A 19,455-nucleotide genomic window follows, 5' to 3' on the forward strand; every position below is an offset into this window, starting at 1 on the left:
CGGCGGAACGGGCGGCCAGCGGCCCGATGAACCGTACATTCCTTACCTCGGCCTTTGCTGATCGTGGTTGACGTTGTCAGCCCGCTGATAGAAAGTTTCCAGCCCACGGCGAAAGTTATCGAAGGAGCGAAGGAGCCACCCCCATGCTCTTACGAACAGTGCTGGCCGCCACCCTCGTCTTCACGACGCTGGTGGCGCCCGCGCAGGCCCATGACGTCTCGTCGGGCTCGTACATCAAGAGCACTCCCGGCCACGGCCGGTTTCCGCTGGTCGCCGACGGCAGAGCGGCGGCGATCCACGTCAGCCAGGCCGACTTCCCGGGAGTGACCCGGGCCGTCGGCGACCTCCAGACCGACGTCGAGAAGGTCACCGGCGTCAAGCCGGTCGTCTCGACCGCCCCGCCCGCCGGGGGCGAGGTCGTCATCGTCGGCACGCTCGGGCGCAGCCCGCTGATCGACCAGCTGGTCGCACGCGGCAAGCTCGACGTGTCGGGCATCCGGGGCAAGTGGGAGACCACGATCGAGCAGGTCGTGCGCGACCCGCTGCCCGGGGTGCGGAGCGCCTTCGTGATCGTGGGCAGCGACCAGCGCGGCACCATCTTCGGGGTCTACGACGTCTCGAAGGAGATCGGCGTCTCACCCTGGTACTGGTGGGACGACGTGCCCGTACAGAAGAGGAACGCCCTCTACGTCGAGCCGGGGCGGCACACCCAGGGCACCCCGGCGGTCAAGTACCGGGGGATCTTCATCAACGACGAGAACCCGGCGCTCGGCACCTGGGGGCCGGAGTTCTTCGGGCCGGGCCTGGCCCCGGGCTACCCGGGCGGGTTCAACCGGCACCTCTACGCCAAGGTCTTCGAGACCATGCTCCGGCTGAAGGCCAACTACCTGTGGCCCGCCGTCTGGGGACGCGCGTTCGCCGAGGACGACCCGGCCAACCACGCGACGGCGAAGGCGTACGGGATCGTCATGGGCACCTCCCACGAGGCGCCGATGATGCGCGGCATCGAGGAGTGGAACCGGCACGCCGTGGCGGGCACGAGCGACCCCTACGGCGGCAACGGCGACTGGAGCTTCCGCCGCAACCGCGAGGCCATCACGCAGTACTGGCGCGACGGCATCCAGCGGATGAAGAACGAGGACTTCGAGGGTGTGGTCACCCTCGGCATGCGCGGCAACGGCGACGTCAGCCTGCCCGACGGCGACGGCATCGACCTGATGACCGACATCGTCGGCACGCAGCGCGAGCTGCTGGCCGCCGAGGGCATGACCGACGTGCCGCAGGTGTGGACGCTCTACAAGGAGGTCCAGCGCTACTGGGACCGCGGCATGCGGGTGCCCGACGACGTGACGGTCGTCTTCACCGACGACAACTGGGGCAACATGCGCAAGCTGCCCGACCGGAGCGCGCCGCCCCGGGCCGGGGGTTACGGGCTCTACTACCACTTCGACTACGTGGGCGGCGGCCGGAACTACAAGTGGGTCGACACCAACCAGCTGCCGAACATCTGGGAGCAGCTCAACCTGTCGTACACCTACGGAGTCGACCGGCTCTGGGTGGTCAACGTGGGCGACTTCAAGAACGAGGAGCTGCCGACGCAGTTCTTCCTCGACTACGCCTGGAAGCCCATCCCGCTGGAGAAGATCACGGACTGGGAGCGCGGCTACGCCGCCCAGAACTTCGGCGCCGGCCAGGCCAGTGAGATCGCCGAGGTGCTGCACGACTACGCGGCCCTCCAGTCGCGCCGCAAGCCCGAGCTGCTCAACCGGCTGATCAGCCTCGATCCCACCAAGGACCTGCCGACCGACTCCTCCGCGGTGGTCTACGACGACCAGGCCAGCCCCTACAGCCTGACCAACTACCGGGAGGCCGAACGGGTGACGGCCGAGTGGGCCGCGTTGTCGGCACGCGCCGAGAAGATCGCGAAGAGGCTGCCGCAGAACGCCCAGGACGCCTACTTCCAGCTGGTCCTCTACCAGGTGAAGGCGACCGCGAACCTCTACGCCCTCCGTCTGGCCCAGTTCACCAACATCCGCTACGCCGCCCAGGGCCGGGCCGCCACCAACGACCTGGCCGACGTCGCCGAGGCCCGCTTCGCCGACGACCAGGCCACGTCCGACCACTACAACACCGGCCTCGCCGGCGGGAAGTGGAAGAACTGGCAGCTCCAGCCCAAGATCGGTTACGGCGACGTCGAACGCTACGGCCCCAACGCCCCCTGGCAGCAGCCCGAACTCAACCACGTCGCGCTGCCCGACGCCTTCTACCCCGCGCTCCGGCGCATCACCGTCCCGGCCGTCGCCGAGATGGGCGTGGAGCCCGCGACGCTGCCGGAGTTCAGTCCCTACCAGAGTGCGCCCGACCAGTACATCGAGGTCTACAACAAGGGCACCGTGCCGTTCGAGTACCAGATCAGGCCGTCGGTGCCGTGGTTGCGCGCCGAACCCTCCAGAGGCCGGCTCGACAAGCAGGTCCGCAGCACGCTGAAGGTCGACTGGTCGCGCGCCCCGCGCGGCACGACCGAGGTGCCCATCACGGTGACCGGCCCGAACGGCTCGACCTCGGTGGTGCGGGCCGTGGTGAAGAACCCGTCGGGCCCGGTGAAGGGCTTCGTCGAGGCCGGCGGGTACGTCTCCCTCGAAGCCGCCCGCCCGTCCAAGACGGTCGGCTCGTGGAAGAGGATCCCCGGCATCGGCCGCACCGGCGACGGCCTCACCCCGTGGCCGGTCACCGCGCCCCGCCAGACCCCCGGAGGGAACAGCCCCCATCTGGCGTACGACCTGCACCTGTTCACGACCGGTCCGGTCAAGGTCTGGGCCTACCTGTCGCCGCGCAACAACGTGCTCCCGACCGAGGGCCTCAAGTACGCCGTCTCCATCGACGACGCCGCGCCCCAGGTCGTCGACGTCATCGCGGCCACGGGCGCCGACGACACCCGGATGAACAAGCAGTGGGAGCGCAACACCTCCGACAACGTCAACCGGACCGTCACCACCCACACCATCACGAAACCCGGCGCCCACACGCTCAAGTTCTGGATGGTCGACCCGACGGTCGTCGTCCAGAAGATCGTCGTGGACACCGGCGGCCTGCTGACCAGCTACCTCGGCCCGCCGCCGAGCCGCCACTTCTGAACGACCTCGCGGACCGCCGGGGCGACCTCCTCGGCGAACAGCTCGGTCTTGGCCAGATCGTCGGACATCAGCAGGAAACCGCTGATGCCGTAGTCGGCGGTCAGCCCGGCGAGTTGTTCGACCCACTGCTCCGGCGGTCCCTGCAACAGGCCGCGGTTCGCCGAGGTGAACTCGCCGGTGATGTTGAGCAGGCGCCGGACCGCGCTCGGCTCGCGTCCGGCCGCGAGGGCGGCCTCGTCGATGTGCCGGTTCATCTCGGTCAGGTCGGCGGGGCCGCCCGGCAGGTAGGGCAGCGACGGCAACCAGCCGTCGCCCGCCCGGCCGGTCAGCGCCAGCATCTTCGGCTTGTACGCCCCCACCCAGATCCCCACGTCGTGAGCCGGGGCGGGGCCGCGCTTCGCGCCCTTCACCGGGTAGTAGGGCCCGTCCGACCGCACCCCGCCGCGTTCGTCGGCGGCCCAGATCTGGCGGATGATCCCGATCCCCTCCTCCAGCGCCTCGATGCTCTGGGCCGGGGTCAGCCGCCGCCCGCCCATGGCCGCGATGGCGTCCCAGAACCCGCCCGCGCCGATGCCCAGCTCGATCCGCCCGCCGGTGAGCCGGTCGAGGCTCGCCACGCTGCGCGCCAGCACGGCGGGCTGGCGCAGCGGCAGGTTGGTGACGTTGCCGCTGAGCCTGATCCGCTCGGTCTGCGCCGCGATGTAGGACATCAGCGTCCAGGTGTCGTGGAACCGCGGCTGGTAGGGGTGGTCCTGGAAGGTGACCAGGTCGAGCCCGGCCCGTTCGGCGGCCCTGGCGTGGTCGACGGCGTGCCTGACCGGCTCGATCGCCGGGCTGACGAAGGTGCCGAACAGCAGGTCGTGGCCGTAGTCGCTCATTTCTCATCCCTGATGTTGAAGTTGTCGCGGAAGACGTTGTCCGGGTCGTAGCGGCGCTTCAGCGCCCGCAGCCGGTCGAGGGTCTTCGGCGGGAACGCGTCGGCGACCTTGCCGAGGCCGGTCTCGAAGCTGAGGTAGAGGCCGTCGAAGTGCTCGCGGCTCGCCTCCCAGAGCGCGTCCATCTGCTTGTCGTCGATCCCCATCGCGGTGACCTGGAAACCGGCGTCGCGGTGGGCGTAGGCCGTGGCGTCGGCCGGGACGTCGGCGACCGCGCCGCCGACGGTGCGGATCTGGAAGAAGTACACGACCCCGCTGGCCAGCATCTTCGCCGCCGCCGCCGCGAAGGCCGGGGTGATCTCGCGGACGAACGCCGACCGGGCCACCGGCTCGCCCTGCCCCTGGTGGTCGCCGCCGTGGGCGTTGTCCATCACGTCGGCGTACGCCGCGACGACGACCTGCTGCTGGTAGAGCGCCGAGATGCCGGCGAACGGCTGGAGCTGCTCGACGATGACCTCGGGGTCGGCCGAGTCGACCATGGCCATGATCTGCGCGACGGCCGGCCGGCCGCGCCGGGGCGGTCCCATGATCAGGAAGGCCGTGGTGTCACGCGGGGCCGTCGAGGCCACCTCGCCGAATCGCCGCAGGAAGCCGGCCTGGTCGGCGGCGTCCATGACGAGCTGGGCCCAGCCGACGTCGGTGACCTCCGAGACCTCGAACTCGAAGGAGGTGACGATCCCGAAGTTGGCGCCGGCGCCGCGTACCCCCCAGAAGAGCTCGGCGTTCTCGTGCTCGTCGGCCCTGACCACCGACCCGTCGGCCAGCACGATCTCGACCGCCCGCAGGTGGTCGATGGTGAGCCCGTGCTTGCGCGACAGGTAGCCGATGCCACCCGCCGTGGCCAGCCCGCCGACCCCGACGCCGCCGTAGTCGCCGGAACCGAGCGCCCACCCGTGGGGGCGCAGGGCGGCGGCGACCTTGTTCCAGCGGGCGCCCGGACCGATCTTCACCCGGCGGGTGCTCTCGTCGAGCACCTCGACGGCGTCGAGGTGCCGCAGGTCGATGACGATCCCGCCGTCGTTGGTCGACCGGCCGCTGACGCCATGGCCGCCGCTGCGCACGCCCAGCGGCAGCGCGGGGTGGCGGCGGGCGAAGGCCAGCGCGTCGGCGACCTCGGAAGGGTCGCGCGGGAACAGCAGCAGCCCCGGAGAGCCGCCCCGCAGGTAGTTCGACCGGAACCGCCCGTAGTTCCGGTCGCCCGGCTCGACGGCCGTGGCGGCCAGCGACTCGGGCACGCCGTCGTAGTCGATGCCCCCGCGGCGCTCGGCGAGCACGGCGGCGGGCCGGACCGGCCGGTCGGAGAGCCCGCCGGGGGCGGCGGCCCGCAGCGCGGGGATCGCCTCGCGGGCGAAGCGCGTGAGCACCGCCTCGTCGTCGCTGCGCAGGACGATCGTGCCGAACCCGTCGTCGAGCACCCCCGCCGGGACGTCGCCCGTGACGACGAGGACACGCCGGATCTCCCGGGGGTCCCGCCCGGCCGCCATGGCGGCCTCGTCGATCAGCTTGTTCGCGGTACGCGGGCATTCGGGCCGCTCGGGATCGTGGACGCCGACCCACCCGTCCGCCTGCCGTCCGGCCAGCTCCAGCACGGCGGGATCGTCGCCGGTGACCCAGATGGGCACGTCGTGCGCCGGTTCGGGCCCCGGCTCCGCGCCGGCGAGCCGATGGTGGACGCCGTCATAGGTGAGCCGGGGCGCCGAGGCGTCCCAGATCGCCCGGATCACCTCGATCGCCTCGGCCAGCGCCGCGACGTCGCCCGAGGTGCCGAGCGTGAGCGCGACCCGGCCGCCCGACAGCAGGTCGAGCCCGGCGGCCGACCGGCCGAGCACGGCGGCGTTCCATTCGGCGACGTCGAGCCGGCCGACCAGGCCGATCCGCCTTGTCCGCCCGGCCAGCCAGGACAACCCGGTCCACTCGGGGACCATCGCCAGGTCGTAGCCGAGCTCCTCGACCAGCTCGGTGCGGCCGGTGAGGGCGCCGAACCGCAGCGCGTGGCCATAGTTCATGGGGGACTCCCTTAGGTTGATACGTCAACCAATATACGTCAAGGTTGACGCATCAACTAATCTGGGTTCATGGCCGATCTCACCGACCCCCAGGCCCTCGCCTGGGCCAGCTACCAGCGCATGCGCGTCCGGCTCAGCGGCGTCCTCGGCCGCGAGCTCGCCGCCGCCACCGGCCTGTCCGAGGCCGACTTCGACGTCCTGGTCGCCGTGAACGAACGCCCCGACGAGTCGGTGCGCTCACTGGCGCTGCGCTGCGGCCTGGAGTGGGAGAAGAGCCGCCTGTCCCACCAGCTCCGCCGCATGGAGCAGCGCGGCCTGATCACCCGGGAGGCCTGCGAGGAGGACAGCCGCGGCTCGGCCGTCCGCCTCACCGCACGCGGACGCGAACTGGCCTGCGAGGCCAGGAAGCACTACGACGCGGCGGTCAAGCGCTACGTCATGGACACCCTCACCCCCGAGCAGGTCACCGCCCTCGCGGAGATCTCCGCCACCCTCCTCGACCGCATCGAGATCACCCACAAGTGAGCCGCGCCATCGTTTCCGATCTGTGACCAACCCGCCACCCTCTGCCCGCATCCAAGGATGTGACGGGGAACACAACCAGGGGGTAAAGATGAAGATCAGGGTTCTGGTCGCGCTGGCGGCGACGGTCGTCGCCATGGTGGCCGTGCCGGTCGCCGCGCAGGCCGCGCCGCACCACGGCGACAGCATCCGCTACGCGTCGGCCAAGGCGTGCAAGGTCAAGAAGGCGACCGTGTTGTGCGGGAACTGGCGGCTGGTGACGCACCACGGCCAGATCATCCAGCTCAAGGACGCCCAGCTCGAAGCGCTCGACGGCAAAGGCAGGCCGGTCGGCTTCGCCGCCGCTCCGGTGGCGATCAGCGGGAACGGCCAGAAGATCGCCTACTTCCGCAAGGACGGCCGGATCGCCGTCCGGACGCTGGGCGGCGGGGTCACCCTGCTGCCCGCCGGCACGCTGCCGAAGAACGTCGTGCAGTACAACGTGTGGTTCCGCCTGTCCGACGACGGCGCCAGCCTGGCCGTCACCGACCGGCGGACGATGATCTTCGACACCAAGAAGGGCAAGCGGCTCGGCCTGCTGCCCACCAAGCGCGAGTTCATCGGCTTCAGCGGCGACGGCAAGGAGATCCTGACCAGCGCGACCGACGAGGTCTTCCGCGTCTACGACCGGTCGGGCCGCCTGCTGCGCCAGGGCCGCCCGGCCGACGACGTGAACGGCTGGGGCCCCAACGCCCTCCACGCCGACGCCCGGACCGTCGCCACCCTCGTGTCCGGCGACAAGCTCGTCGTCTCGGACCTGGAGACCGCCCAGGTGGAGCGGAGCAACCCGATCAAGCTGCCCAAGGGCGGCACCGTCGAGATGCTCGACTGGACCGGCCCCGGGCAGGTCACCCTCCACGTGTCGCAGAACCTGCCGAAGGTCCCGAACCGGATGACGGTCTTCGAGCACGACACGAAGACCGGCGTCACCACGGTCCGCGACCGCTACGACATCCTCAAGGACACCTTCACCTACGCCGCCTGCGGGGGTTGACGGATCGCTTTGGCCTTCCCCAGCTGCTTGATCGTGGCCGGGTCGACGCCCGTGGGCAGGTCGGCGGCCTTCAACGGCCCGGTCCCCTTGGCGACCCGGGTGTTCCCGGAACAACTCCCGGTCACGAGACGGCCGTCGGACTTGTAGGCGAAGACCAGATACCGGGCGCCGCGCGCGAACTTCACCCCGCACGCGGCGCTCTCGGTGTTGGTGGCCACCTTCACGGTCGCCTTCGGCTTTCCCTTGTACGCATGGTCGGCCCGGAACGTGTAGACGTGCTGCCGGGCGGGCGACCCGGCGGCCTTGAACCCGGTGGCCACCCCGGTGAAGACGACCGCGGAGTTCTGCACCCGCTCCTTCACCGGCGTGAGGGCGCACTTGCAGGCGTAGGCGGGCACGGACGAGAAGACGAGCGTCCCCGCGGCCAGCGCGAGGACGAGAAGAAGACGACGCCACATGCCCCTGAAACGGAATCGAAGATCGATCGGTTCGCGGCACGTTTGGCCCTCGCGCGACGGGTAGCGGCCCTCTCAGCAGCAACCAGCGAAAGGGGCTTACATGTACGAGCCGTGGAGCTACCAGGAAGGCGTCGTCTCCGGCGCCGGGGTGAGCGTGATCGGGTTCGACGTCGAGGCCGTCGACGGCAAGATCGGCGAGGTCGACGAGCAGAGCGACGCCGTGGGCGACGCCTACATCGTCGTCGACACGGGCTTCTGGATCTTCGGCAAGAAGGTCATCATGCCCGCCAGCACGATCACCGAGATCGACCCCCAGCAGCGCAAGGTCTTCCTCGCCCGGACGAAGGAAGAGATCAAGAACGCGCCGGAGTTCGACCAGGACACCTACAAGGACCCGGCCTACCGGGAGCAGGTCGGCAACTACTACACCGGCTACAACCAGCTTCCGTGACGCGGCAGGGCCCGCATCCGGCGTTCGGCGACAGGGGGTTGGCCGAACGCCCGGGTGCGGGCCTCCGCATGTCGGCTCACCGCTCCCAGGGAGCGGTCTCGCCCATCTTCTCGTAGTACTTGGCCAGGTGGGCCTTGACCCGGCCGACCTCGTCTTCGGGGATCTTCACGCCGCCGCGCGCGCCCTGGAGGATGCCGCCGGCGGCCATGACGGCACGCGGCACCGCCTTCAGCTTGCCGTCGACGACGTCGGCGATGAGCAGCTTGTAGCTGCCGAAGTTGCCGGGGGCGTCGCCGTCGTACCAGACATGGGCGTCGCGGTAGGCGGCGTCGGGCTCGTCTTCGGCGCCCGCCCATTCACGGACGCGGCTCTCGGCGGCGCTGCCGTCCCATTCCCGCGAACGGTCGGCGAGGGGCAGGTCCTTGAATCGTGTCACGGTCATACCCACCCCCTGCCCGGCATGGGATGGGCAAACGGTCACCATCCCGTGCCGGTCGGGTAGATCGGCGGGTCAGTCCGTGACCCATTCGCCGGTCGAGCGCCGATAGGCCTCGGCGCCGGCCCGGTCGATGGCCGCCTTCACCGCCGCGAAGATGGCCCCCTGGATCGCGGCGGCCACGACCACCTCGCCCCATCCGTAGTCGGGCGAGGTCGCCTGCGGCGCCTCGTCCTCACCGGCGGCCAGCTTCCAGACCTGCTTGAAGATCAGGCTCGCCACCGCGCCGCCGATCATGCCGCTCAGCGCGCTCGCGCCACGCACCGCTAGTTTGTTCATGCCGGTACGCGCTACCCGAGGCGCCCACAGGTAGTCGGCCGATCAACCGGCGGGCGGGTGGGGATCGTTGCCGGGTGCGATCGTGCGCTGGTCGCGCACCTTGCCGTCGGTGCCGTGCACGCGCAGCTCACCTCCGCCGTCGGCGGCGAGGATGTCGGTCGCTCGCCTGATCGCCTCGTCCTGCGTGCTGAACAACGCGCTGGCCCGGCTGCCGCCCGGCTTGGTGACGGCCCACTGCCCGTCTTCCTGTCTCACCACGTCGCGTGAGTTGGCCTGTCCTGCCATCACTGCTCCTCCGATCGGGGTGCCCCACCGCTACCCCGATTCGAGGAGATCAGTGGTGCATGATCTTGCGGATGGCGTCGCGGGCCCGGTCCATGAGGGCGGCGGGCGCGCCGAGCAGCATGTTCTTCTTGGCCGACTCCACGCCCGGGTGCGGGTGGGTGGGGGCCGTCTTCTGGGCGGCCTTGACCCCGGCGGTCATCTGGCGCAGGCGGTCGGGGTCGCCCCCGGTCTGCAGCTGCGGGAACTCGAACCGCTCCTCGGCCTCGGCGTGGGCGATGACGTCCGTGCGCAGGGCGTCCAGATGCTTGAGGAAGTCGGGGTTGTCGGTGCCCATCTCCTCAAGGTCGGACAGGGCCTGCTTGGCCTCGTTCTCCTCCTCCAGCCGCTGGTCGACGACCATGCTCCCGTCGGCGACGACCTTGCGGGCGTACGGGTGGACGAGTTCCTCCTCGGCGGTCTCGTGCACGGCGAGCAGGTGGACCAGCCGGCGGAAGGCCTCCTCGCGGGCGTCGCCCTGGGCCGACTCGACCTCGGCGAACAGGGCCTTGATCTCTTCGTGCTGGTGCTTCAGAAAGGTGACGACATCGATCTGCTGGGTGTCCATGGCGAACTCCCTCGGTTCTCGGACGTCTTGGCCCCCTACCCCTCGCAGGTGTCCCGATGTTCGGTAGACCTTAACTTTTGTCCTTTATGTCCGATTGAAGGCATGGGCAGGACCCGCTCGGGCAGTGGGCTCACCATGACCCGGAACCGACACGGCCGACCGCGTTCGTGGATCTACGCCGGCGTCTTCCTGCTGGTGTTCATCCTGGGCGGCGTCGGGCTCATCATCGGCTCCATGCCGCTGTTCTGGACCTGCCTGGTCGTGCTGGTGGCGCTGGTGCCCGTCGGCAAGCTGATCGGCGTCATGGACGACACCGTCATGGCCCCCACCGACCCCGAGGAGCCCGGTCACGGCTAGGCCGTCGTTTCTCCAGTTCGCAGGCGGGTAGGCCATTGGCATCATGTCTGCGGGCTACGAGCGAATGCTGGCCGGCCTGATCGAAAGCAGTCATCTGCGCTCCATCGACGACCTGCCGTCGCTCCTGGCCACCCACACCCCGCAGGCGGGGTTCGCGCATGTCGTGATCTACCTGGTCGACCTCCAGCAGCAGGTGCTGCGGCTGCTGCCCGGCCGCGGGGGCGAGACGGGCGACGTACCGGAGGAGTTCCCGGTCGAGGGAAGCCTGCCCGGCCTCGCCTTCCAGGAGGTCCGCACCCTCACGCAGCGCGACGAGCACGGCGATCCCCACTACTGGTGGATCCCGATCCTCAACGGCACCAGCCGGCTGGGCGTCCTGAGGGTCGACATGGGCGGCGCCCCCTTCGACCACATGTCCGCCCGTCACCTCTCGTCGGTGGTCGCCCTGCTGCTGACGAGCATGCACAGCTACAGCGACACCTGGGCCCGCATCGTCCGCACCAGGGAGATGAACGTCGCCGCCGAGATGCAGTGGCGGCTCATCCCTCCGCTCACCTTCGCCAGCGACCGCGTGAGCGTGTCGGGGGTGCTCGAACCCGCCTACGAGGTGGGCGGCGACGCCTTCGACTACGCGCTCACGGGCGACAAGCTGCACGTCGCCGTCTTCGACGCCATGGGCCACGACGTCTCGGCCGGGCTGACGGCCAACCTGGCCATGGCGGCCTCCCGCAACAACCGCCGTGAGGGCGCCTCGCTGGCCAAGAACAGCGAGGACATCGAGGCGGTCCTCATCGAGGAGTTCGGGCGGGCGCAGCGGTTCGTCACCGCCGTCATGGGCGACCTCGACCTGCGGACCGGCGTCTTCACCTGGGTCAACCGGGGCCATCCGCTGCCCATCCTGCTGCGCGGCGGTCGCTGGACCACGATGCTCGACTGCCAGCCGGCCCATCCGATGGGGCTCGACCTGGGCCTGCCGGTCACCACCTGCCGCGAGCAGCTGGAACCCGGCGACCGGCTGATCCTCTACACCGACGGAATCACCGAGATCCGCGACGCCTCCGGCCGGGAGTTCGGCGTGCACCGGTTCGTCGACTTCGTGATCCGCAACAACCAGAGCGGCCTGCCGGTGCCCGAGACGCTGCGGCGGCTCGTCCAGGCCGTGCTGGTCTACCACAAGGGCGTGCTGCGCGACGACGCGACGGTGGTCATCGTGGAGTGGCGCGGCCCCGACGCCGACCGGGAGCTCGAGACCGCCGACTGGCCGGTCCCGCGCACCTGACACCGACGTAGAACGCCCCCTACCAGGAGATCACCATGGGCCTGATCCACATCGACCTGTTCGCCACCCTCGACCTGGTCGCGCAGGCGCCGGGCACCCCCGAGGAGGACCCCGACGGCGGCTTCCCGTTCGGCGGCTGGCAGGCGCCCCTGTTCGACGACACCGTCGGGCGGCACGTCGGCTCCGGGATGGCAGGCATGGACGCCCTGCTCCTCGGCCGCCGGACCTACGACATCTTCGCCGCTCACTGGCCGTACCAGACCGACGGCGTCGACGGCGGCATCGCCACCTTGTTCAACGGCCTCCCCAAGTACGTCGCCTCCCGCGGTGAGCCGGAGCTCGGCTGGGCCGGGTCGACGCTGCTGGGCCCCGATCTGGCCGGCGCCGTGCGCGAGGTGCGCGACAGGCACGAGCACGTGCACGTGATCGGCAGCCTGAACCTGGTGCAGACCCTGCTGCGCGAGCGGCTGTTCGACGAGCTGAACCTGTGGATCCATCCGATCGTGCTCGGCGTCGGCAAGAAGGTCTTCGACGGAGGCGCGGTCCCCGCCAACCTCACCCTCCTGGAGCCGCCGGTCACCTCGGCCAAGGGAGCGGTGCTGCTGCGCTACGGGCTCGCCGAGGGCACACCGGCCACCGGCGACATGGGCGCCCGCGCGTCGTGAATCCCGAGCGCAGATGTTCATGGTGTGTTTGACGCATGGTTCTGCGTTGGCGGGCTGCGGGGACTTCGCTCGTCTCCAGCGGGTGGATCACCCCGCATCACGAAATTCCGGAGGTACTTGTGCCCAGCACAAGGTGGCCCGCCCCCGCCCTCGCCACCGCGGCGGTCATCGCCATGCTCGGCGTGACGGTCCCGGCGGCCGGCGCGGCGACGTCCAATGATGTGAACCTCGGCGCCCCCTGCTCTGCGGACGCGGGCCTGCGCGGCTTCACCGACAGCCTGGACAAGAAGACGTTCGAGGGCACCCCCGTCGGGGGCCTGTCCGCCATCGCGCGGCTGCGCGACGACCGCGTCCTGGCGCTCTCGGACAACACCGGCACCGTCCCCGCCCGCGTCTACGACGTCGCCCTCTCCGGCGACGACGCCCAGGTCGTCGGCATGACGACGCTGAAGCGGGCCGACGGCACCCCCTACAACGGCACCGACTTCGACGGTGAAGGGCTCGTCGTCGAGCCGCACGGCCACACCGTCCTGGCGAGCTCCGAGACCGAGCCGTCGATCCGGCGGTTCCGCCTGTCCGACGGCGTGCAGACCGCCTCGTTCGAGGTCCCGGCCCGGTTCCGGATCACCCCCGCGGGCGAGTCGCCGGTCAACCTGGCCTTCGAGGCGCTCACCACCTCGCCCGACGGCACGTCCCTGTACGCCGGCATGGAGGGCCCCCTGCTCACCGACGGCCGTGAGGCGTCGGGCGCGGGCCGCCAGCGCATCCTGCGCTACACCGGCACGCCCGGCGGCGACTACACGCCGGCCGCGCAGTACGCGTACAAGACCGACCCCAACCTCGGGCTGGTCGAACTGGTGGCGCTCGGCGACGACCAGTTCCTCGCGATGGAGCGCGGCTTCACCGCCGGCGTCGGCAACACCGTGCGGATCTACCGCGTCACCGCCACCGGCGCCCCCGACGTGTCGGGCGTCGCCTCGCTCTCGACCCTGACCGACCCGCGCGCCTGGCTCGGCAAGAAGCTGCTGGCCGACATCGCCGACTGCCCCCCGTCGGGCGCGACCACCAAGCAGCCCCAGCCGAACCCGCTGCTCGACAACATCGAGGGCATGGCGCTCGGCGACCGTCTCGACGACGACACCCGCGTGCTCTACCTGATCTCCGACGACAACAACAGCGCGACGCAGATCACCCGCCTCTACGAGCTGAGCGTGAACGTCCCCGACGAGGCCACGCTGCGCGACCGCGCGATCCTGTCGGCGACCGACTACCAGCCCGGCCCGATCTCCGGCAACTTCATGCCGAAGACCCCGGTCAACGGCATCACCCCGCCGTTCCCCGGCCAGCCGATCCCCGGCTTCTCCGCGGTCATCCCGCACACCCGCGGCTCGAAGAACGCCAACCGCCTGCTCGGCATGCCCGACAACGGCTTCGGCTCGAAGGACAACTCGCCCGACTTCCTGCTGCGCGCCTACTACATCGAGCCCGACTACAAGTCGGGTGAGATCGAGGTCAAGAGCCACATCAGCTTCCGCGACCCCGACCGCAAGGTGCCGTTCCCGATCGTGAACGGCAACACCCCCGAACGCCTGCTGACCGGCGCCGACTTCGACATCGAGTCGCTCCAGTGGGACGCCGACGGCACCCTGTGGATCGGCGACGAGTTCGGCCCCTACCTGGTGAACGTCGACAGGACCGGCAAGGTCCTGCGCGCCCCCATTCCCCTCTTCGACGGCACCAAGTCGCCCCAGTCGAACGAGCTGAAGCCCGGCGAGACCCCGACGCTGCCCGGCAGCGGCGGCTTCGAGGCCATGGCCGCCAGCGAGGACGGCTACACCCTCTACCCGATCCTCGAACGCGCCAAGACCGGCGACCCCGACCAGCGTCGCCGCATCGTGTACGAGTTCGACGTCCGCGCCGGCGCCTACACCGGCAAGACCTGGACCTTCCGCGTCGACGACCCGGGCCTGTTCGTGGGCGACGCCCAGGTCCTCGACGGCAAGCGCCTGCTGCTGATCGAGCGCGACAACGGCATGGGCCAGACCTCGTTCGTCAAGAAGCTGGTCGTCACCGACCTCGACAAGGCCGACGCGAACGGCGTGCTCCCCCGCCGCACCGCCGTCGACCTGATGCGCATCGCCGACCCGAAGGGCGTCTCCACCCCGGCCCGCCCGAACGAGTACGGCGTCGGAGACCTGTTCTCCTTCCCGCTCCAGTCGGTCGAGTCGGTCCTGCCCCTGTCGGGCGACCGCGTGATCGTGGCCAACGACAACAACTTCCCCGGCAACGACGGCCGCATCCCGGGCCGCGCCGACGACACCGAAGTGATCGTCATCGACGTGCCGGGGCTGCGCGGCTGACGCCCTAACGAGAAAAGCCCAGGCCGGGTGCTCGCCGGCCTGGGCTTTCTAGTCTTCAGACAGGTCCAAGACGGCTTCCGGTGAGGTCAGGAACGACCGCCCTGCTCCGACCCATTCCTCGGTCAGCCGGGCTCCGGTGGCCATCTCGATCGCCGCCAGCATCGCCGCCCGCCAGCTCTTTCCCTTCCGCCAATCGAAATCAGGCGCCATGGTCAGCAGTTCGGGCCATCGCGACAGGTCCATCGACTCGTCGAAGTACATGCTGTCGAACGACAACACCATCTCTCCGTCTGCCGCGAAGCTGAGCCGGTTGGTGCCGTTGACGTTCCAGTAGGCGCTGTAGGCCCGTCCACCGACGCTCAACCGCGGCAGCACCGGGTCGTAGACACCCTTGAACCCGTTGTTTTCGAGGATGGCGGTCACCGGACCGGAGTGATCGACCAGCATCGCCCACTCGAAGTCGTCGGAGTACTCAACCCCCTCCTCGCCATACTCGAACACCTCCGGCCCGTACGCCTTGTAGCCCTCGCCGCCGCTGACGCGTTCGCCGATCTCGGCCAGGGTCAGCGGTCTCCCGTCGTGGGGGACGACGACCGTCCAGCAGATCGCCTCTCCCATCCAGCTGCCGCCGAGGAGTTTCCGGTAATGGTGGTAGACGTCGTTCATGTCGGGCACCTTCTCAGACGCGTACGACAAAGATCGCTGGGTAGCACCGGCGGGATGGCGTGCCGTATCAGTGAACTGGTGATCGACTGTCGCGACCCCGAGCGGCTGGCCGCGTTCTGGTGTGAGGTGCTCGGTTACGTCGTCCTCGGGCGCGAGGAGACCTTCATCGAGATCGGCCACGAGGACGAGAGCCATCGGCCGGTGCTCGTGCTCAGTTCGAGCGACGAGCCGAAGACCGGCAAGCTGCCGCTGCACATCGACGTGAGCCCCACCGACCGCGACCAGGACGCCGAGCTGGAGCGCCTGCTGGCCCTCGGCGCGAAGCCCGCCGACGTCGGGCAGACGGGCGAGGAGAGCTGGCACGTCCTGGCCGACCCGGAGGGCAACGAGTTCTGCCTCCTGCGCACCCGCGTGACCTGACCCGGCGACGGTGGCGGAATCAGCTCGCGACGGGCAGTTCGACGGTGATGCGGATCCCCCCGGCGGCGCGCGGGCTGAGCGTCAGGGTGCCGGCGTGGGCGTGGGTGATGGTCTTGACGATCGCCAGGCCGAGGCCGACGCCCGCGTGGTCGGTGTGGATGCGCTCGGTGCCACGCTGGAACGGCTCGGTCAGCGTGGCGACCCGTTGCGGGGTGAGCACCTGGCCGGTGTTCTCGACGGCCAGCACCACGCTCCGGGGGCGGACGCTGGTGCTGACCCACACGGCGCCCCGGTCGGGCAGGTTGTGGACGATCGCGTTCTGCACGAGGTTCGTGGTCAGCTGCAGCAGCAGCGGCTGCGACCCGATGGTCGGGGTGATGTCACCGGAGGTCTCGACGGTGACGCCGCGTTTCTCGGCCAGGGGGAGGAGCGTCTCGGCGGCCTCCTCCGCCAGGAGCGACAGGTCGACGCGCTCCCGGGTGAACGACCGCTCGTCGGCCCGGCTGAGCAGGAGCAACGCCTCGGTCAGCTCGATCGCCCGGGTGTTGACGGCGTGCAGGCGTTCGAGGAGCTCGCCGGGGTCGTGGCCGGGGTCGGTGCGGGCCACGTCCAGCAGAGCCTTCGAGACGGCGAGCGGGGTGCGCAGCTCGTGAGAGGCGTTGGCGGCGAACCGCCGCTGTTCGGCGACGTGGGCTTCGAGGCGTTCGAGCATGCCGTCGAAGGCGTCGGCGAGTTCGCGGAACTCGTCCTGGGGGCCGGGCAGCCGGATCCGGTGGGAGAGCGACCCGGTCGTGGCCAGCCGGGTCGCGTCGGTGATGCGGGTGAGCGGGGCAAGCATGCGTCCGGCGAGGATCCACCCTCCGACGAGGCCGAAGACGAGCAGGAAGACCAGCACCACCCCCGTGGCCGACACGAAGTCGCCCAGCAGGGTCGAGCGGACCAGCACGCCGCCGGGGACACCCGTGTACTCGGGCAGATGGCGCAGGGTGAAGACCCACACCACCCCGATCAGCAGGCAGCCTGCGAGCATGAGGAACCCGGCGTAGCTGAGGGCGAGCCTCAGGCGCACACTCGTCCCGGGTGCTCTATCCACGGTCGCCCTCCTCGATCCGGTATCCGGCGCCGGGCACGGTGACGATGACCTGCGGCTCGCCGAGCCGCTTGCGCAGCGCCGAGACGGTGATGCGCACGGCGTTGGTGAACGGGTCGGCGTTCTCGTCCCAGGCCCGTTCGAGCAGCTCTTCGGCGCTGACGACGCCGCCCTCGGCCTCGACCAGCACCTCCAGCACGGCGAACTGCTTGCGGGTCAGCGCGACGTAGCGGCCGTCGCGGAAGACCTCCCTGCGGAACGGGTCGACCCGCAGCCCGGCGACCTCGCGCACCGGCGGGCGGGTGCGGCCCCGCCTGCGGTCGAGCGCCCGCAGCCGCATGACCAGCTCCCGCAGTTCGAACGGCTTGGTCAGGTAGTCGTCGGCGCCGAGTTCGAACCCGGACGCCTTGTCGTCGAGACGCTCGGCCGCGGTGAGCATGAGGATCGGCAGGCCGCTGCCGGAGGCCACGATGTGCCGGGCGATGTCGTCACCCGACGGACCGGGGATGTCGCGGTCGAGGACGGCGATGTCGTAGTCGTTGACGCTCAGCAACTCCAGCGCGGTGTCGCCGTCACCCGCGACGTCGGCGGCGATCGCGGCCAGCCGGAGACCGTCGCGGACGGCTTCGGCCAGATAGGGTTCGTCCTCGACGATCAGCACACGCACGGTCTCGATGCTACGAACCGGCGCATATCGTCCACGTATCGAAAACCGCATACGCACCGGCAACACCGCCCTCCCTTCACTGGCGGCATGCCCCGAAACCGGATCCTCCAGTTCCTCGTCGTGGCCCTCACCGCACTGGCCCCCACGACCTGCGCCGACGGCGCGCTCCCCGAAGGCGTGACGGTGTTCGACGACGGCTATCCGGGTGTGCGCAACCTCGACCCCGATCTCCTGCACGCCCTGCGCGAGGCGGCGACCGACGCGGCCGAGGAGGGCGTCACCTTCTACGTCAACAGCGGCTGGCGTTCCCCCGAACGCCAGAACCAGCTGCTTCGGGACGCGGTCAAGACGTACGGCTCGAAGGAGGAGGCGGCCCGATGGGTCGCCACCGCGAAGAGATCACGCCACGTGGTGGGCGACGCCGTCGACCTCGGCGGAACCGACACGATCTCCTGGTTGTCGCAGCACGGCGCCCGCTACGGCCTGTGCCAGATCTACCGGAACGAACCCTGGCACTACGAACTCCGCGCCGGGAACGCCTGTCCGGCGATGTACGACGACCCCACCCAGGACCCGAGGATGCACCAGTGACCACCACCCCGTGGAAGCGTGGACCGATCTTCACGGCGACGGCCCTGCTGCTCGGCCTGATCATGCTCCTGCACGCCCACATCACCGACCGCGGCGGCCTCGGCAACCTGGTGGACACCACGCTGCCGTGGTTCGGCGTGTTCATCCCCCTGCTGCTGACCGGGGCGTTGTGGCGCCGCTCCGCCGTCGCGGCGGTCGCCCTGCTGCTCCCGGCGGGTGTATGGCTGGCCCTCTTCGGCGGCCTGCTCATCGACAAGTCCCAGCCGGGCGGCGACCTGACCGTGGTGACTCACAACGTCGGCGCCGCCAACCTCGACCCGACCGGCACCGCCCGCGCCCTGGCCGCCTCCGGCGCCGACCTGCTGGCCCTGGAGGAGCTCACCCCCCAGGCGAGGCCCGTGTACGAGAAGGAACTCGCCGAGGCGTACCCGCACCACACGATCCAGGGCACGGTCGGCCTGTGGAGCAGACTGCCCCTGACCGACACCCGTCCCGTCGACCTGGAGACGAACGCCGGCCCGCTGGCCGACACCATTCCCGCCGCCGCCGAACTGGCCGAGAACCGGGCGCTGCGCACGACCGTGTCCACCGACCGGGGCCCCTTGGTCGTGTACGTCGCCCACCTGGGCTCCGTGCGAGTCTTTCCGAGGAACGGCTTCTGGACCGACAGCCGCGACCGGGGCGCACGCGCCCTCGCCAAGGCCGTCGCGGCGGAGGAGAACGAGCGGCTGGTCCTGCTCGGCGACCTCAACGGCACGACCGACGACCGCGCGTTCACCGGCCTGACCGCCCACCTGCGCTCGGCCCAGGAGGCGGCCGGGGAGGGCTTCGGCTTCAGCTATCCGGCGGCGTTCCCGGTGGTGCGGATCGACCAGGTGCTGGTGCGCGGCGTACAGCCGAGAAGGTCGTGGGTACTGCCCGCCACCGGCAGCGACCATCTCCCGGTGGCGGCCGGGATCAGCTGGTGAATCCGGGCCGGCGTCACATGATGCGGGCACGGACCTGTTTGATGCTGGTCACCTCGCCCCTGCGGCGTAAGCCGTTCAGCGTCACCTTGACGCCCGGGCGCACCTCGTATTCGGTGGCGTTCGCGACGAAACTGCCCTTCGTCGCCTGAACGACGAACTCGACTGCTGGCACAACCCCCTCGGGGGCGC

22 protein-coding genes are annotated in these 19,455 nt (G+C 70.2%); 11 read left to right on the plus strand and 11 right to left on the minus strand.

Translation table 11 applies throughout. The features are described 5' to 3' along the window. Positions 1-143: 143 nt before the first annotated feature. Complete coding sequence (locus QSK34_RS22350; protein ID WP_285586184.1) at positions 144-3,134, plus strand: glycosyl hydrolase 115 family protein; 2,991 nt, start codon at positions 144-146, stop codon at positions 3,132-3,134. Here the strand turns inward: QSK34_RS22350 and QSK34_RS22355 are convergent. Together QSK34_RS22355 and QSK34_RS22360 are read right to left on the minus strand one after the other, a co-directional pair. Beyond that, the gene (locus tag QSK34_RS22355) at positions 3,101-4,012 is read right to left on the minus strand and encodes an LLM class flavin-dependent oxidoreductase (RefSeq protein ID WP_161479614.1); all 912 of its coding nucleotides are present in this window, start codon (positions 4,010-4,012) and stop codon (positions 3,101-3,103) included. The two genes, QSK34_RS22350 and QSK34_RS22355, sit on opposite strands and share 34 nt — an antisense overlap. Then, positions 4,009-6,075, minus strand: a complete 2,067-nt coding sequence (locus QSK34_RS22360) for an LLM class flavin-dependent oxidoreductase (protein WP_285586186.1) — start codon at positions 6,073-6,075, stop codon at positions 4,009-4,011. Before QSK34_RS22360 ends, QSK34_RS22355 begins: the two co-directional genes overlap by 4 nt. A 69-nt stretch (positions 6,076-6,144) precedes the next feature. Here QSK34_RS22360 and QSK34_RS22365 point away from each other — a divergent pair, with 69 nt between their 5' ends. Then, the gene (locus QSK34_RS22365) at positions 6,145-6,600 is read left to right on the plus strand and encodes a MarR family winged helix-turn-helix transcriptional regulator (protein WP_285586189.1); all 456 of its coding nucleotides are present in this window, start codon (positions 6,145-6,147) and stop codon (positions 6,598-6,600) included. A gap of 88 nt (positions 6,601-6,688) precedes the next feature. Next, positions 6,689-7,630, plus strand: a complete 942-nt coding sequence (locus tag QSK34_RS22370; protein ID WP_285586191.1) for a WD40 repeat domain-containing protein — start codon at positions 6,689-6,691, stop codon at positions 7,628-7,630. On the opposite strand, the gene QSK34_RS22375 is transcribed toward QSK34_RS22370, so the two are convergent. Then, positions 7,609-8,088 (minus strand): hypothetical protein, encoded by a 480-nt coding sequence (locus tag QSK34_RS22375; RefSeq protein ID WP_285586193.1) that lies wholly within the window; start codon positions 8,086-8,088, stop codon positions 7,609-7,611. The genes QSK34_RS22370 and QSK34_RS22375 overlap by 22 nt on opposite strands. A gap of 100 nt (positions 8,089-8,188) precedes the next feature. Here QSK34_RS22375 and QSK34_RS22380 point away from each other — a divergent pair, with 100 nt between their 5' ends. Beyond that, positions 8,189-8,539: a hypothetical protein gene (locus QSK34_RS22380; protein ID WP_030455339.1), complete on the plus strand. Its 351-nt coding sequence runs from the start codon at positions 8,189-8,191 to the stop codon at positions 8,537-8,539. 76 nt (positions 8,540-8,615) lie between these two features. Here the strand turns inward: QSK34_RS22380 and QSK34_RS22385 are convergent, their stop codons facing one another. From QSK34_RS22385 to QSK34_RS22400, 4 genes are all read right to left on the minus strand, one after another. Next, the gene (locus QSK34_RS22385; RefSeq protein ID WP_285586197.1) at positions 8,616-8,981 is read right to left on the minus strand and encodes a hypothetical protein; all 366 of its coding nucleotides are present in this window, start codon (positions 8,979-8,981) and stop codon (positions 8,616-8,618) included. A 69-nt stretch (positions 8,982-9,050) separates the two neighbouring features. Beyond that, positions 9,051-9,314, minus strand: coding sequence for a DUF4235 domain-containing protein (locus QSK34_RS22390; RefSeq protein ID WP_161479608.1), 264 nt, complete (start codon positions 9,312-9,314; stop codon positions 9,051-9,053). Between the two features lie 42 nt (positions 9,315-9,356). Then, positions 9,357-9,599, minus strand: a complete 243-nt coding sequence (locus QSK34_RS22395; RefSeq protein ID WP_285586203.1) for a DUF2188 domain-containing protein — start codon at positions 9,597-9,599, stop codon at positions 9,357-9,359. Between the two features lie 49 nt (positions 9,600-9,648). Further along, the gene (locus tag QSK34_RS22400; RefSeq protein WP_285586208.1) at positions 9,649-10,203 is read right to left on the minus strand and encodes a hemerythrin domain-containing protein; all 555 of its coding nucleotides are present in this window, start codon (positions 10,201-10,203) and stop codon (positions 9,649-9,651) included. 135 nt (positions 10,204-10,338) lie between these two features. Here QSK34_RS22400 and QSK34_RS22405 point away from each other — a divergent pair, with 135 nt between their 5' ends. The 4 genes from QSK34_RS22405 to QSK34_RS22420 all read left to right on the plus strand — a co-directional run bounded on the left by QSK34_RS22405 (position 10,339) and on the right by QSK34_RS22420 (position 14,864). Further along, on the plus strand, positions 10,339-10,560 hold the full coding sequence (locus QSK34_RS22405) for a hypothetical protein (RefSeq protein ID WP_285586212.1): 222 nt from the start codon (positions 10,339-10,341) through the stop codon (positions 10,558-10,560). Positions 10,561-10,603: 43 nt separating this feature from the next. Next, positions 10,604-11,839 carry a PP2C family protein-serine/threonine phosphatase gene (locus QSK34_RS22410; protein ID WP_285586217.1) on the plus strand — a complete coding sequence of 412 codons (1,236 nt, stop codon included), beginning with the start codon at positions 10,604-10,606 and terminating at the stop codon, positions 11,837-11,839. Between the two features lie 35 nt (positions 11,840-11,874). Continuing rightward, the gene (locus QSK34_RS22415; RefSeq protein WP_285586219.1) at positions 11,875-12,504 is read left to right on the plus strand and encodes a dihydrofolate reductase family protein; all 630 of its coding nucleotides are present in this window, start codon (positions 11,875-11,877) and stop codon (positions 12,502-12,504) included. Positions 12,505-12,623: 119 nt separating this feature from the next. Then, complete coding sequence (locus QSK34_RS22420; protein WP_285586222.1) at positions 12,624-14,864, plus strand: esterase-like activity of phytase family protein; 2,241 nt, start codon at positions 12,624-12,626, stop codon at positions 14,862-14,864. Between the two features lie 48 nt (positions 14,865-14,912). Here QSK34_RS22420 and QSK34_RS22425 read toward each other — a convergent pair whose 3' ends face one another. Next, complete coding sequence (locus tag QSK34_RS22425) at positions 14,913-15,530, minus strand: DUF6461 domain-containing protein (RefSeq protein ID WP_285586224.1); 618 nt, start codon at positions 15,528-15,530, stop codon at positions 14,913-14,915. Positions 15,531-15,584: 54 nt separating this feature from the next. Between QSK34_RS22425 and QSK34_RS22430 the strand changes: the two genes are divergently transcribed. Further along, positions 15,585-15,950: a VOC family protein gene (locus QSK34_RS22430; protein ID WP_285586227.1), complete on the plus strand. Its 366-nt coding sequence runs from the start codon at positions 15,585-15,587 to the stop codon at positions 15,948-15,950. A gap of 19 nt (positions 15,951-15,969) precedes the next feature. Here QSK34_RS22430 and QSK34_RS22435 read toward each other — a convergent pair whose 3' ends face one another. Continuing rightward, the gene (locus QSK34_RS22435; RefSeq protein ID WP_285586230.1) at positions 15,970-17,043 is read right to left on the minus strand and encodes a sensor histidine kinase; all 1,074 of its coding nucleotides are present in this window, start codon (positions 17,041-17,043) and stop codon (positions 15,970-15,972) included. Continuing rightward, entirely contained in the window at positions 17,036-17,707 is a 672-nt protein-coding gene (locus tag QSK34_RS22440; protein ID WP_285586232.1) for a response regulator transcription factor, read from the minus strand. The genes QSK34_RS22435 and QSK34_RS22440 overlap by 8 nt, the downstream gene beginning before the upstream one ends. Before the next feature lie 87 nt (positions 17,708-17,794). On the opposite strand from QSK34_RS22440, the gene QSK34_RS22445 reads away from it, so the two are divergent. After that, positions 17,795-18,298 (plus strand): M15 family metallopeptidase, encoded by a 504-nt coding sequence (locus QSK34_RS22445; RefSeq protein ID WP_285586242.1) that lies wholly within the window; start codon positions 17,795-17,797, stop codon positions 18,296-18,298. Continuing rightward, positions 18,295-19,266 carry an endonuclease/exonuclease/phosphatase family protein gene (locus QSK34_RS22450; protein WP_285586245.1) on the plus strand — a complete coding sequence of 324 codons (972 nt, stop codon included), beginning with the start codon at positions 18,295-18,297 and terminating at the stop codon, positions 19,264-19,266. Before QSK34_RS22445 ends, QSK34_RS22450 begins: the two co-directional genes overlap by 4 nt. A 13-nt stretch (positions 19,267-19,279) precedes the next feature. Here QSK34_RS22450 and QSK34_RS22455 read toward each other — a convergent pair whose 3' ends face one another. Further along, positions 19,280-19,438, minus strand: a complete 159-nt coding sequence (locus tag QSK34_RS22455) for a hypothetical protein (protein WP_285586247.1) — start codon at positions 19,436-19,438, stop codon at positions 19,280-19,282. Between the last annotated feature and the right edge of the window lie 17 nt (positions 19,439-19,455).

The organism is Herbidospora sp. NBRC 101105 (genome assembly GCF_030269205.1).
Classification (GTDB): domain Bacteria; phylum Actinomycetota; class Actinomycetes; order Streptosporangiales; family Streptosporangiaceae; genus Herbidospora; species Herbidospora solisilvae.